This is a genomic window from Paenibacillus sp. JCM 9796 (assembly GCF_055379675.1).
Map to the genome: position 1 here is coordinate 5,146,932 of NZ_AP043723.1, position 13,622 is coordinate 5,160,553.

The 13,622-nt window shown below is 54.2% G+C and carries 12 protein-coding genes; all 12 read left to right on the top strand.

What is annotated here, in order from left to right; translation table 11 throughout:
- The first annotated feature begins 29 nt into the window (after positions 1–29).
- The 12 genes from ACZ439_RS24765 (at position 30) to ACZ439_RS24820 (ending at position 13,532) form a co-directional block, all read left to right on the top strand.
- A complete protein-coding gene (locus ACZ439_RS24765) occupies positions 30–1,073 on the top strand; it encodes a polysaccharide deacetylase family protein (RefSeq protein ID WP_127604487.1) in 1,044 nt (347 codons plus the stop codon).
- 68 nt (positions 1,074–1,141) lie between these two features.
- Positions 1,142–2,392 (top strand): M16 family metallopeptidase, encoded by a 1,251-nt coding sequence (locus ACZ439_RS24770; RefSeq protein WP_054795796.1) that lies wholly within the window; start codon positions 1,142–1,144, stop codon positions 2,390–2,392.
- A 1-nt stretch (position 2,393) separates the two neighbouring features.
- Positions 2,394–2,840 carry a dUTP diphosphatase gene (gene dut, locus ACZ439_RS24775; protein WP_054799138.1) on the top strand — a complete coding sequence of 149 codons (447 nt, stop codon included), beginning with the start codon at positions 2,394–2,396 and terminating at the stop codon, positions 2,838–2,840.
- A gap of 178 nt (positions 2,841–3,018) precedes the next feature.
- Positions 3,019–3,915, top strand: coding sequence for a dipicolinate synthase subunit DpsA (gene dpsA, locus ACZ439_RS24780; protein ID WP_054799139.1), 897 nt, complete (start codon positions 3,019–3,021; stop codon positions 3,913–3,915).
- The gene (locus ACZ439_RS24785) at positions 3,915–4,508 is read left to right on the top strand and encodes a dipicolinate synthase subunit B (RefSeq protein WP_127604484.1); all 594 of its coding nucleotides are present in this window, start codon (positions 3,915–3,917) and stop codon (positions 4,506–4,508) included. The genes dpsA and ACZ439_RS24785 overlap by 1 nt, the downstream gene beginning before the upstream one ends.
- A 42-nt stretch (positions 4,509–4,550) precedes the next feature.
- Positions 4,551–5,591 carry an aspartate-semialdehyde dehydrogenase gene (locus ACZ439_RS24790; protein ID WP_127604483.1) on the top strand — a complete coding sequence of 347 codons (1,041 nt, stop codon included), beginning with the start codon at positions 4,551–4,553 and terminating at the stop codon, positions 5,589–5,591.
- A 118-nt stretch (positions 5,592–5,709) separates the two neighbouring features.
- Entirely contained in the window at positions 5,710–6,924 is a 1,215-nt protein-coding gene (gene dapG, locus ACZ439_RS24795; protein WP_054795797.1) for an aspartate kinase, read from the top strand.
- 21 nt (positions 6,925–6,945) lie between these two features.
- Entirely contained in the window at positions 6,946–7,809 is an 864-nt protein-coding gene (gene dapA / locus ACZ439_RS24800) for a 4-hydroxy-tetrahydrodipicolinate synthase (RefSeq protein ID WP_054795798.1), read from the top strand.
- Between the two features lie 214 nt (positions 7,810–8,023).
- Positions 8,024–9,700, top strand: coding sequence for a ribonuclease J (locus tag ACZ439_RS24805; protein ID WP_054799141.1), 1,677 nt, complete (start codon positions 8,024–8,026; stop codon positions 9,698–9,700).
- 156 nt (positions 9,701–9,856) lie between these two features.
- Positions 9,857–10,621: a ClpP family protease gene (locus ACZ439_RS24810; RefSeq protein WP_054795799.1), complete on the top strand. Its 765-nt coding sequence runs from the start codon at positions 9,857–9,859 to the stop codon at positions 10,619–10,621.
- Complete coding sequence (locus ACZ439_RS24815) at positions 10,618–10,851, top strand: YlzJ-like family protein (RefSeq protein WP_127604477.1); 234 nt, start codon at positions 10,618–10,620, stop codon at positions 10,849–10,851. The genes ACZ439_RS24810 and ACZ439_RS24815 overlap by 4 nt, the downstream gene beginning before the upstream one ends.
- 65 nt (positions 10,852–10,916) lie before the next feature.
- A complete protein-coding gene (locus tag ACZ439_RS24820) occupies positions 10,917–13,532 on the top strand; it encodes an FtsK/SpoIIIE family DNA translocase (protein ID WP_372814083.1) in 2,616 nt (871 codons plus the stop codon).
- Positions 13,533–13,622: the final 90 nt, after the last annotated feature.

The following is a 13,622-nucleotide window of genomic DNA, read 5'->3' on the forward strand; positions in this document are numbered from 1 at the left end:
GACAAACAAAAAGAACGGAGACAACCCTTATGAATCGAAAGCAACGTCAACTGCTGTTGGTGGCATCTGCCTGTTTGGGCGGCATGCTGTTGTTCGTTCAGCAATCACCGGGCGTGGAGCGGTTTACCGAGCATGCGCGGCAAGCAGGCGAAGCCGGGCGGTCCTTCGCGTTCGCAGATCCGTTCAAAGCGCTCACAAGGCAAGTATGGCGGGAGGATGCGGGCGACACACGCTCGCAGGCGCTCGCTTACCTGCGCGCCGAGGCGGAGAAGCGGAACGTTCCTGCCGTGAATGCCAAGATCGATCCGGTCTGGAAGGCGCTGCCGGGTTACAACGGGATCGAGGTCGATATCGATCGGTCATTGGCCGCAGCCGAAGCGCAATCGTTTCGACAGCCGCTGCCGATCGTTCTTCGGGAGGTGCCGCCGCAGATCGGGCTCGATCAATTGGGACCGCATCCGATTTATAAAGGCAACCCGCATAAGCGGATGGTCGGTTTGATGATCAATGTTGCGTGGGGAGATGAATATATTACGCCCATGCTGAATACGCTCGAGAAGGAAGGAGTACGTGCGACTTTTTTCCTGGATGGGAAATGGCTCTCGAAAAATGTGGAAACCGCGAAGAAAATTGCGGAACGCGGTCATGAGCTGGGGAACCATGCGTATTCTCACAAAAATATGAGCAAACTGAGCCGCGAGCAGAATACGGCTGAAATTACCAAGACCGAACAACTGCTGAAGGAGGCAGGTGTGACGAACAAGCTATTCGCGCCTCCTTCCGGCGATTTCAATCAGACGACGGTCGAGGTGGCGCATGAGCTGAAGCTGCGTACGATTCTCTGGACCCTCGATACGATCGATTGGAAGAAGCCGGAGCCGGCATCGATTGTTCGCAAAGTGACGACACGGGTGGAGCCGGGATCGCTCATCCTGATGCATCCGACGCCGTCCAGCAGCGAAGCGCTGGCCGGGATGATTCACGCCATCAAGAGCAAAGGACTTCGGCTCGGCACCGTCAGCGAAGTGATTTCGGCGGATCGCATTCCCGAAGTTGAGTCGAAAGGGCAATAATGTTAAGATCTAAATATTATACCAATCGGGTGGCTGCATAAGCCGAACGAATGAGGAGGCTTCTTTGCTTGGACAAATATACCCTCAATAATGGACTGCGTGTCGTCATAGAGAAAATTCCGACGTGCCGCTCCGTCGCATTCGGCATTTGGGTCAAAACCGGATCGCGCAATGAGAATGAAAAGAACAACGGGATTTCCCATTTCATCGAGCACATGCTCTTTAAGGGAACCGACAAATACTCGGCTAAAGATATCGCCGAAATTTTCGACGGTATCGGCGGCAACGTCAATGCGTTCACGTCGAAAGAATACACGTGTTATTATTGCAAGGTGCTTGACGAGCACTTGCCGCTGGCGGTAGAAGTGCTGTCGGACATGTTTTTCCGGTCCGTGTTCGATCCGGCTGAGCTGGAGAAAGAAAAGAACGTTATTTACGAAGAAATTTCGATGTATGAAGATACGCCGGACGATATGGTCCACGATTTGATCGCACGTGCGGCTTTCGGCGGACATACGCTCGGGTATACGATCATCGGCACGCAGGATAACTTGGCTGCGATGAACTCCGACACCTTGAGAAGCTATATGAAAACGCACTATACGCCGTCCAATACGGTTGTCAGCATCGCCGGCAATGTGAACGACGACGTGCTCAAGCTGATCGAGCAGCATTTCAGCGGCTTCGCTGGCGATGCGGCGCCGGAGACGCGGGAACCGCTCGGCTTCCATAGCGAGCTCGAATATTACCAGAAGAAGACGGAACAAAATCATATCTGCTTGTCGCTGCCCGGATTATCGGTGACCGACGAGCGCCTGTACGCGATGATTCTGTTGAACAATGCGATCGGCGGCGGCATGAGCTCCCGGTTGTTCCAAGAAATTCGCGAGAAGCGGGGACTTGCGTACTCGGTCTACTCCTATCATACGTCGTATCAGGACGGCGGGATGTTTACGATTTATACCGGAACCGCGCCGAAGCAAACGGTCGAAGTGCTGAAGGTGACAATGGAGATGCTGGATGACATCAAGCGCAACGGCTTGACTCCGGCTGAACTGCGCAAGGGCAAGGAGCAAATGAAGGGCAGTCTGATTCTTAGCCTGGAAAGCACGAGCAGCCGGATGAACCGCATCGGCAAGAACGAGCTGATGCTCGGCAGACATTACAGCCTCGACGAAATGATTGAGCGGATCGAACGCGTCGAGATGGAACAAATTCAGGCTTTAACCGCAAGTTTGCTGTCAACTCCGTTTGCGCTGGCGATGGTAGGCCAGTCGAACGATGCGATTGACGGGTTCGGGAGGGATCAGCTTGTCTGAGATGTTTGACGTGCGGATTAAACGGCTGCCGGGGAATGAAGACATGCCGCTGCCGGTGAAAATGTCGGAGCTTGCGAGCGGCTTCGACCTGTACGCCGCCGTCGGCGAGCCGGTTGTGCTTGCGCCGGGCGAACGGGCGCTGATCCCGACCGGCTTCGCGCTGGCGATGCCGGGCGAGCTGGAGGCGCAAATCAGGCCGCGCAGCGGACTTGCGTTCAAGCACGGGATAACGACGCTTAATGCGCCGGGCACGGTCGACGCCGATTACCGCGGCGAAGTGAAGGTACTTCTGATTAATCACGGCCGGGAACCGTTCACCATCGAACGGAAAGAACGAATTGCGCAAATGGTATTCCAGCGCGTACCGCAAATTCGTCTGGTTGAAACGGATGAGCTTGACGACACCGTTCGCGGCGTCGGCGGCTTTGGCCATACGGGAACAAAATAACGATAGGGAATTGAGAAGGACAGGGCGCCCCTGTCCTTTTTTTGTGCTTGCCGCTCTTCCTGTAGAGTCCCGGCGAGCCGAAGCTTCGCCTCTTCAGACGTTCTCCCGCGCTGGAACCCATCTCTGGGCAACCGCATAAGATAAGTTATCGAGAGCGATTTAGAAAGAGGTGAAAGGAATGCTGACCGGGATTCATGTGGGTTTGATCGGCGGCGACGCCAGACAGCTCGAGATTATTCACAAATGCTCCGAGCTGGACGCCACTGTCGTACTGATCGGATTCGACAATCTCCAAAACGGGTTCAGCGGGATCACCAAGGCGGAGCTGACGCCGGAAGCCTTAGAAAGCCTGGATGCCCTGATATTGCCAGCCGTAGGAACCGATGACCAAGGACGCGTCGAAAGCATATTTTCTTCGAAGGAATTACGTCTGTCACATGAACATATAGCCGCCTTGCCGAAACACGCCAAAGTGTTCACCGGCATGGCGAAGCCTTACTTACGCGAGCTGTGTTCCACTGTCGGCATCGGACTCGTCGAACTGTTCGACCGCGATGACGTGGCGATCTACAATTCCATCCCGACGGCGGAAGGCGCTATTATGATGGCGATCCAGAACACGGACATTACGATTCACGGCTCCGAATCGATGGTGCTCGGATTTGGCCGTACGGGCATTACGCTTGCCCGGACGCTTCAAGGGATGGGGGCGAAGGTCAGATTCGGGGTGAATAGGCCCGAATATTTTGCCCGCGCCACGGAGATGGGCATGAATCCTTTTTATTCGAAGGAATTGATCTCCCATGTGTCCAAAGTCGATTTCCTGTACAACACGATACCTTCGTTGATCGTGACGGCGCAAGTTATTGCGAACATTCCGCATCGTGCCATCATCATCGACTTGGCTTCGAAGCCGGGCGGCACCGATTTCCGGTTTGCGGAGAAGCGCGGCGTCAAGGCGATGCTCGCTCCCGGATTGCCGGGCATCGTGGCGCCGAAGACGGCGGGCCGGATCATGGCGGATACGATAATCCGCATCATCATGGAAGATGAAGCGACTAGGAGGAATGCCTGATGGATTGGACAAAAATAACGGTAGGTTTCGCGTTGACCGGCTCCCATTGTACGTTTGAGGAAGTCATGCCGCAAATTAAACGTTTCGTCGACGAGGGAGCGAGGGTGGTGCCAATCGTTTCGAATACGATTATGACGACCGATACGCGCTTCGGAACCTCGGAAAATTGGCAAAAACAGTTGAAAGAGATCACAGGAAATGATATTATTTCTTCAATTGTAGATGCCGAACCGCTCGGTCCTTCGAAACTGCTCGATGTCATGGTTATCGCGCCTTGCACGGGAAATACGACGAGCAAGCTGGCCAATGCGATGACGGAAAGCCCGGTGCTGATGGCCGCCAAAGCGCAAATGCGGAACGGACGTCCGCTTGTGCTCGCGATTTCCACGAATGACGGGCTCGGATTGAACGCCATGAACGTCGGCAAGCTGCTGATCACGAAAAACATCTACTTCGTCCCTTACGGACAAGATGCGCCGGCGGCCAAACCGAATTCGCTCGTGGCCCGCATGGACTTGATTATGGAAACGTGCGAAGCGGCGCTCCAAGGCAAACAGCTTCAGCCGATGCTGATTGAACGTTTTAATTACTAAATTTATAGATTATGGCAAACATACTGCAGGGGAGAGAACTACATGTCGAATCAAAAATTGTTTAACGTTGCCGTCGTAGGCGCAACAGGTGCCGTAGGAGAACAAATCATCCGTTTGCTGGCGGAACGGAATTTCCCCATTCAAGAGCTTAAACTTCTGTCCTCCGCTCGTTCGGCAGGCTCGAAGGTTTCGTTTAAAGGTCAAGAAATTACGGTGCAGGAAGCGACGCCGGACAGCTTTCAGGGCGTCGACATCGCGCTGTTCAGCGCAGGCGGAGACGTCAGTAAAGCGCTCATTCCGGAAGCGATCAAGCATGGCACGGTTTGCGTAGATAACACTAGCGCATTCCGGATGGATCCGGAAACGCCGCTTGTCGTGCCGGAAGTCAACATTGACAAAGTGAACGAACATAAAGGCGTTATCGCCAACCCGAACTGTTCGACGATCCAAATGGTGCAAACGCTGAAGCCGCTCTACGACCGCTACGGGATTTCCCGTATCATCGTATCGACTTATCAAGCGGTATCCGGCGCAGGTGCGCGCGCGATCGACGAAATGCTTCGCCAATCCCGTGAGGTGCTCGCAGGCAATGAGGTGGAACCGCAAATTTTACCGGTTGGTTCTCTGCCGAAAAAACATCAAATCGCCTTCAATGCCATTCCGCAGATCGACAAATTCGTCGAGAACGGATTTACTTACGAAGAGATGAAAATGATCAACGAAACGAAAAAAATTATGGGCGACGAATCGCTTGAAGTAACGGCGACTTGTGTGCGTGTTCCGGTTGTTTACGGTCATTCGGAGTCGGTTTATGTCGAACTGAAAAGCGATTTCGACATCGAAGAAGTGAAACAGCTGCTTGCCGATGCACCGGGAATCATCCTCCAGGACAATCCGGCGGAGCAAGTATACCCTCTGGCGACGGATGCCGCCGGCAAGCTGGAGACGTTCGTCGGCCGCGTTCGCCGCGACCTGAGCAATCCTCGCGCGCTCAACCTGTGGATTGTATCCGACAACTTGTTGAAGGGCGCGGCGTGGAATGCCGTGCAAATCGCCGAGTACATCGCGATCGAACAAAACTAACGAAGAGGCTGGCTTCCCGTTTCGTACGGGAAGCCAAGCTTTTGCTTGCAAGCTGCTGATCGAAGACATTCGAAGTGGCTGCTGCAAGTAATGGAAGAACCGAAAGGGGAGATCTTTGATGAAGATCTTGGTGCAGAAATTTGGAGGCACATCCCTTTCCACTGCCGAAGCTAGAGCAAACGTAATCGAACACATTCAAGACGCTTTGAACCAGGAGTACAAACTCGTAGTTGTCGTATCGGCGATGGGACGGAAGGGTGAGCCCTACGCGACAGACACCTTGCTGGATTGGATAAGCAAGAACGGAGACTGTTTACCTGCAAGAGAGAAGGATCTGCTGCTGTGCTGCGGCGAATTCATATCGGCAGCGACGCTTTGCAGCCTGCTGCATGCGAACGGCATCCCCGCTGTCGCATTGACGGGGGCGCAGGCGGGGATTCAAACGAATGATGACTACGGGAATGCACAGATCGTTTCGATCGTGCCGAATCGAATCTTGGACCTGCTTGAGCAAGGAAACGTTGTCATTGTGGCCGGCTTCCAGGGCCAGACGTCAAGCGGGGATTTGACGACGCTCGGCCGGGGCGGCAGCGATACGTCGGCGACGGCGCTAGGCGCTGCGCTGAAGGCCAAAATCGTCGATATATTCACCGATGTGAGCGGCATATTGACGGCGGACCCGCGGATCGTCGAAGATGCGAAGCCGCTGGATGTCGTATCGTATACGGAAATTTGCAATATGGCGCATTTAGGGGCGAAAGTCATCCATCCGCGCGCCGTCGAAATGGCTATGCAAGCCGGCATTCCGGTGCGCGTGCGCTCCACCTTCAACAAGCACCCGGGAACGCTTGTCACGCATCCCGAAGCGATGAAACAATCGGGTACGCTTCATGACCGTTTCGTTACCGGAATCGCGCATGTTCCCGGCATTTCCCAAATTCGGGTAGCCGCGCAGGAAGGCGCATTCGATCTGCAGCTTCGCGTGTTTAAGGCGATGGCGAGAGAGAGGATCAGCGTTGATTTCATTAATGTCAACCCGTCAGGCGTCGTGTACACCGTCTTCGATCAGGAAACGGACCGCGCTTTGAAAGCGCTGGCCGAGCTCGGCTTGACGCCGCTGATCACGTCACATTGCGCCAAGGTGTCGATCGTCGGCGGCGGCATGAACGGCGTTCCCGGCATTATGGCCACGATCGTTGAAGCGTTGACGGACCAAGATATACAGATTTTGCAATCCGCCGACTCCAATACAACCATTTGGGTGTTGGTGCAAGGGGAAGATATGGCCCGGGCGGTACGGGCTTTGCATCGAAAATTCAATCTGCATAAATAAGCTCGTAAGGAGGAGAAGGTCGTGGATTTCGGAAGACTGGTAACGGCTATGATTACCCCGTTCGATGAGAATCTTAACGTCGACTGGGCACAATTCGAGAAAGTAATGGACTATTTGATTGACGACCAACAAAGCGACAGCCTCGTCATTTGCGGCACGACGGGGGAGTCCCCGACTCTCACCAAGGAAGAGAAGCTGCAATCGTTCAAAGCGGCCGTTACGCATGCGAGAGGACGGGCGAAAATTATTGCCGGCACGGGCAGTTACGACACGGCCCACTCGATTCATTTGTCCAAGGAAGCGGAGAAGCTCGGCGTCGATGCGCTGCTGCTTGTCGCACCCTATTACAACCGTCCGACGCAAGAAGGGCTGTACCAGCATTTCAAAGCGATCGCAGAATCCGTTTCGATTCCGGTTATTTTGTACAACGTTCCGGGCCGTACTAGCGTGAACATCGATGCGCAGACGACGATTCGGCTCTCCCAAATTCCGAACATCGTCGCGACGAAAGATTGCGCGGGCACTGACCAATTAACGCAAATCGTGAGCGGCGCTGCGTCCGGGTTTCGCGTGTATACCGGCGATGACAGCATGACGCTGCCGGCCTTATCGGTCGGAGCGTACGGCGTGGTCAGCGTAGCCAGTCATGTAATTGGAAAAGAAATGAAAAATATGATAAACTGCTACTTGCAGGGGAACGTACAGGAAGCGGCTAAGCTGCATGGGCAGCTTTTGCCGATTTTCAGCGGATTGTTCTTCCGCCCCAACCCGGCCCCGGTGAAATATGCGCTTAACCTTCGAGGGGTTTCGGTCGGTGGCGTACGGCTCCCGCTCGTGGATGTGACCGAACAAGAAGGACAATTCATTGCGTCCCTATTTGCATGAAGTCTTCGATGAATCGGTGCCGTTCGCGGCATCGGTTTTCTTTTTTTAGGAGATGCTAAGCAGTACCCGGCACAGGGATGAGCGGTATTTACGGTTTACTTGTAATGGCAAGATTCTTTCATGTATAATGGTGGCAAGTGACTGGTGCGGTTTATGAATTGGTTAATCGTTCATATGGAAAATCGTCGTCAAATCAACCAAGGAGGTTTATACGTTGTCAAAGAAAAATATAGACAAACTTTCGATTTTTGCCCTAGGCGGCGTGGGTGAAATCGGTAAAAACATGTATGTGATTCAGTATGCGAACGACATCGTCGTTGTCGACTGCGGCTTGAAATTTCCAGAGGAGGACATGCTCGGTATCGACATCGTAATCCCGGATATTTCATACTTGACGGAAAACCGCGATAAAGTTCGCGGTATTCTGATTACGCACGGACATGAAGATCATATCGGCGGCTTGCCGTATGTACTCAAGCATCTGAATGTGCCTATTTACGGAACCCGGTTAACCTTGGGGTTGATCGAAACGAAATTGAAAGAAGCGGGCTTGCTTGGCGAAACGAAGCGTCATGTGATCACAGCGGATTCGGAATTGAAAATGGGTTGCATTACAGCGACGTTCTTCAAAACGAACCACAGTATTCCGGATTCCGTCGGGGTTTGCCTGGAAACGCCGGAAGGGAACGTGGTGCACACCGGAGACTTCAAATTCGATCAAACGCCGGTTAACGATCAGTACGCCGATTTGCACAAAATGGCGGCTATCGGACAAAAAGGTGTACTGGCCCTGTTGTCCGACAGTACGAACTCCGAGCGTCCGGGCTATACCGGATCGGAACGCAGTGTCGGCGCAGAAATCGAAGAGGTGTTCCGCAAAGCGAAGCAGCGCGTCATTATTGCAACGTTCGCGTCCAATATTCACCGGATTCAGCAGGTTGTCGACGCTTGCGTGGCAACGCGTCGTAAGCTGACCGTTATCGGGCGCAGTATGGTGAATGTCGTATCGATCGCCAGCGAACTCGGTTACCTGAACATTCCGGACGGTATGCTGATCGAGCCGGAAGAAGTGAACAAGATGGCAGGCGATCGCGTAGCCATTTTGTCGACAGGCTCTCAGGGCGAACCGATGTCCGCGTTAACGCGTATGGCTCGATCGACGCACCGCAAGGTCGACATTTTGCCGGGAGATACCGTCATTATTGCGGCGACTCCGATTCCGGGCAACGAGCGTTACGTCGGGCGTACGGTGGATGAGCTTATGCGCATCGGCGCGCATGTAATTTACGGACCGGGCTCGATAACCGGTGTGCACGTTTCCGGACACGGCAGTCAAGAAGAACTGAAGCTGATGCTGAATATGATGAGGCCTAAATATTTCATTCCGATTCACGGTGAGTATCGGATGCTGCGGCAGCACGGCTTGTTGGCCGAATCCGTCGGCATTCCGCGCGAAGACATCTTCATCGTGGACAACGGTGAAACCGTCGAAATTCAAGACGGCGTCGCTCGCAAAGGTTCGAAAGTGCCGGCGGGCAACATCTTGATCGACGGTTTGGGCGTAGGCGACGTAGGCAACATCGTGCTTCGCGACCGCAAGCTGCTGTCCCAGGACGGCATTCTGGTCGTCGTCGTAACGTTGAGCAAACAGGATGGTGCGATTTTGTCCGGTCCGGACATCATCTCCCGAGGTTTCGTGTATGTGAGAGAATCCGAAGGTCTGCTTGACGAGGCGAACCGGATCGTGACGAGCACGCTCCATCGCCTGATGAATGAAAACGTAAATGAGTGGGCATCGCTCAAAACGCATGTAAAAGATGCACTCGGACGATTTTTATATGAACAAACCAGAAGAAGACCGATGATTCTCCCGATTATTATGGAAGTCTAGTCACTCGCATTAGTCACTTGAACCCTAAGTTATATAAACGTTAAAGCTTCCTTGTTCGGCCGTTGCCGGGTAAGGAAGCTTTTTCTATACGTGCATATTATTGGCGAAGCGTACCATACTAAAGAAGATTTGGATACTTAGTAGGGGGAATTTGCCATGCTGACGAACAGACAGGATCAACAGCCGCAACAACAGCCGCAACAACAGCCGCAGACAGCTCAGGGGCAGGACGAAAATCGCAAGAACGGAGCGGTTGAAGCCATCCAGCAGCTGGGTCAAACCGTCGTGCCGAGCGGCGAATCGAATATCTTTTGCATGACGATCATCGGTCAAATAGAAGGACACATGGTGCTGCCGCCGCAGAACAAGACGACAAAGTACGAGCATCTGATCCCGCAGCTCGTAGCGGCCGAACAAAATCCGAAAATTGAAGGCGTGCTGATCATTCTCAACACGGTGGGAGGCGACGTGGAAGCGGGGCTGGCCATCGCCGAAATGATTGCCACCTTGTCGAAGCCGACGGTCACGCTGGTGCTTGGAGGCGGACACAGTATCGGTGTACCGATCGCCGTGTCGGCGAACCATTCCATTATCGCGGAAACCGCTACGATGACCATCCACCCGATCCGGCTGAACGGTCTGGTTATCGGTGTGCCGCAAACGTTCGAATATCTGGATAAAATGCAGGAGCGCGTCATTCGTTTCGTAACCCGGCATTCCCGTGTAGACGAGGATAAATTCAAGGAGCTTATGTTTAAAACGGGCGAGTTGACGCGGGATATCGGAACGACCGTCGTCGGGACGGATGCCGTTAGATACGGGCTCATCGACAGCTTGGGGGGAATAGGGGAGGCCATCGGCAAATTAAACAGCATGATCGAAGAACGCCGGAAAACACTCTCCGGGGGTGTGGTGCAATGACGCATTACACGATATTGCCGATGGACAAGGTCATGGAAGGCATTGACGCGATGGAGTCGGCGACGCAATTGCTGGAAATCGTCATGAACGGCGTGACGATGCAGGTACAGCCGATCAATCAAACGCAGGCTACCATCGTACGGCTCATAAGCTGCAACCCGCAAGATTTTTTAAATCCGCAGTACACCCCTGGCCGGTTAATCGAATTTAAACCGGTCTTTCCCGGCTAACCGTTTTTGCAGGCGTCCCGTTCAGCTTCGCTCCAGTTTATGGTATAATAGGCTGACGGGGGTGAATGGTTTTGGCCAAGAGGAAGAAGAGTGGCAAAGGTATCAAAACCAATTTAAAATTTGAGCTGTACGGCATCCTGATCTTAACGTTATCCGTCATCGCGCTTTCCCGTGAAGGCTCGGTGGCCCGTTCGCTCACCTATTTGTTCCGGTTCGTGATCGGGACGTGGGATTTTGTCATCCCTCTCGTATTCATATACGTCGCGTTGTACGCGATGATGAAGCGCCAGTGGCCGATTTGGCGAACGGTCCGAAAGTCGGGGATTTTGCTCATCATGCTGTCCCTGCTGCTGATGAGCCACATCAGCTTGTTCACACAGCTGTACCCTAAGGCTGATTTCACGGCAGGACAGATCGTCTTCCAGACGTGGACGAGCCTGGTCGAGGGGCTGAGTCCTTCCGAAGAGGGCCAGAACATCTTGACCGACGGTGTAGGCGGCGGGATGACGGGTTCCTTACTGTATGCGGCATTGTATTTCATGTTCGGCAATTTGGGAGCGCGGCTCATTCAATTTACGCTGGTTGTAGCCGGCTTTATTCTGGTTACCGGGTGGTCGTTCGGCGATCTGGCAGCCAGGCTGCAGGGACGCAAGCCGTTCAAGGATACGCTGCTCGGGCAATTCCTAAAGCGGAAGATGATGGAGCGGAAAGCGGCCAGAGCATCCGAGGCGGCCGCAGCGGCCGCAGCGACCGCGGCAGCGCGCAAGAAGAAAGCGGCGGCTGTTCTCGCAATGCCGATCGACGAAGACTTCGACGAAGAAACGTACAGACCGGAGCCTAAGGCTCGCAAATCCGCGGCCAAGAAACGGTCTTTGTTCTTTGAGCTGTTAAAACCTTCGGAGGACGGCGGGAAGAAAGCGCGCGTTTCCTCGAAACGAACTAAGGATGAGACGTACTCGGAGGCGGACGAAGAAGTAACGGTATACTCCGCTTATGCCGGGGAAGAACCCGATTCGAACGATGGCAACGATGCGAAAGAAGCCGCGGGATACGACTCGGCGATTCCGGTTATTCGCGATTTTCAGGAACAAGTGCGGCAAGAAAGCTATGACGAGAACGAATTGAGCGGACAGCCGCAAGCCTCTGTTACGGGGGCGGCGACCGCAGCAGCCGATCCGGCGGCGCAGCCGCAAGAGCAGCAGAGCCTCGATACCGCGAACGGTGAAGACTTTGACATCAAGACGAAGCCGCTGACGATACCTTACGAACTGCCTTCGCTGCAGCTTTTATCCAAGCCGGCTTCGGGGAAAGGCGCCGATTCGCTGGACTACAAAGCGGTCGCCCGCAAGCTGGAAGCGACGCTGGAAAGCTTTGGCGTCCGCGCCAAGGTGCTCGAAGTGGTGCGGGGGCCGGCGGTGACGCGTTACGAAATTCAGCCTGACGTCGGGGTGAAGGTTAGCCGCATCGTCAGCTTGACCGACGATATCGCGCTGGCGCTCGCCGCTAAGGACATCCGGATGGAAGCGCCAATTCCCGGTAAATCGGCAATCGGCATCGAAGTGCCGAATACCGAGGTGTCGATCGTTACGATGCGTGAGGTCATGGAGACGGCAGCCTTTCAGGATGCCGCCTCCAAGCTGTCAATCACGCTCGGCCGCGACATTTCCGGCCAGCCGATCGTCGGCAACTTGTCGAAGATGCCTCATATGTTGGTTGCGGGGGCTACAGGTTCAGGGAAATCGGTGTGCGTCAACGGCATTATCACGAGCATTTTATTCAAAGCGAAGCCGGATGAAGTCAAGTTTCTGATGATTGACCCGAAGATGGTCGAATTGAATGTGTATAACGGTATTCCGCATTTGCTGGCGCCCGTCGTCACCGATCCGAAGCGCGCTTCGCTGGCCTTGAAGAAGGTCGTCGTCGAGATGGAGAAGCGGTATGAACTGTTCTCTAAGAGCGGCACACGAAATATCGAGGGCTACAATAACATGCTGGTGGAAACGCAAACCGGTGCTCCGCTGCCCTATATCGTTGTCATCGTCGACGAGTTGGCCGACCTGATGATGGTCGCCGCCAATGATGTCGAAGATGCGATTTGCCGCTTGGCGCAAATGGCGCGCGCGGCCGGTATCCACTTGCTGATTGCGACCCAACGGCCTTCCGTAGACGTGATCACCGGCGTGATCAAGGCGAACATTCCATCGCGGATCGCCTTCGGCGTATCGTCGCAAGTCGACTCGCGAACGATTCTTGATTCAGCCGGAGCGGAAAAGCTGCTTGGCCGGGGTGATATGCTTTATTTGCCGATGGGCGCGTCCAAACCGGTCCGCGTGCAGGGGGCCTTTTTATCCGACCAGGAGGTCGAATCCGTTTGTAATTTCGTGCGCACCCAGCGCCAGGTCGAATACGTTGAAGATATGGTACCGCTTGTGGAGGAGAAACAGGACGATCAGGACCTGTTTGAGGACGAGCTTTACGATCAAGCGGTGCAAATCATTTTGGAGGCGAAGCAGGCGTCCGTATCGCTGCTGCAGCGCCGTATGCGCGTCGGGTACACCCGTGCGGCGCGGCTGATCGATACGATGGAAGCGCGGGGGATCGTAGGGCCGTACGAGGGCAGTAAGCCCCGCGAGGTGCTGATCTCCATGGAGCAGTACGAAATCAACCGAATGAGCTCCTAGCGAGGTTGAAGGATGCATTACGAAAGTATTGAATAGAAGCGGCATCCCTTTCTCATAATAACCCTTAAATAGGTCTGACATCATGAGAGT

Excerpts from the sequence above, each read along its gene's own strand:
- ACZ439_RS24765 (WP_127604487.1), top strand. The coding sequence starts at position 30 with ATGAATCGAAAGCAACGTCAACTGCTGTTGGTGGCATCTGCCTGTTTG.
- dut (WP_054799138.1), top strand. The coding sequence starts at position 2,394 with ATGTTTGACGTGCGGATTAAACGGCTGCCGGGGAATGAAGACATGCCG.
- dpsA (WP_054799139.1), top strand. The coding sequence starts at position 3,019 with ATGCTGACCGGGATTCATGTGGGTTTGATCGGCGGCGACGCCAGACAG.
- ACZ439_RS24785 (WP_127604484.1), top strand. The coding sequence starts at position 3,915 with ATGGATTGGACAAAAATAACGGTAGGTTTCGCGTTGACCGGCTCCCAT.
- ACZ439_RS24790 (WP_127604483.1), top strand. The coding sequence starts at position 4,551 with ATGTCGAATCAAAAATTGTTTAACGTTGCCGTCGTAGGCGCAACAGGT.
- dapG (WP_054795797.1), top strand. The coding sequence starts at position 5,710 with ATGAAGATCTTGGTGCAGAAATTTGGAGGCACATCCCTTTCCACTGCC.
- ACZ439_RS24810 (WP_054795799.1), top strand. The coding sequence starts at position 9,857 with ATGCTGACGAACAGACAGGATCAACAGCCGCAACAACAGCCGCAACAA.
- ACZ439_RS24815 (WP_127604477.1), top strand. The coding sequence starts at position 10,618 with ATGACGCATTACACGATATTGCCGATGGACAAGGTCATGGAAGGCATT.
- ACZ439_RS24820 (WP_372814083.1), top strand. The coding sequence starts at position 10,917 with ATGGTTTTGGCCAAGAGGAAGAAGAGTGGCAAAGGTATCAAAACCAAT.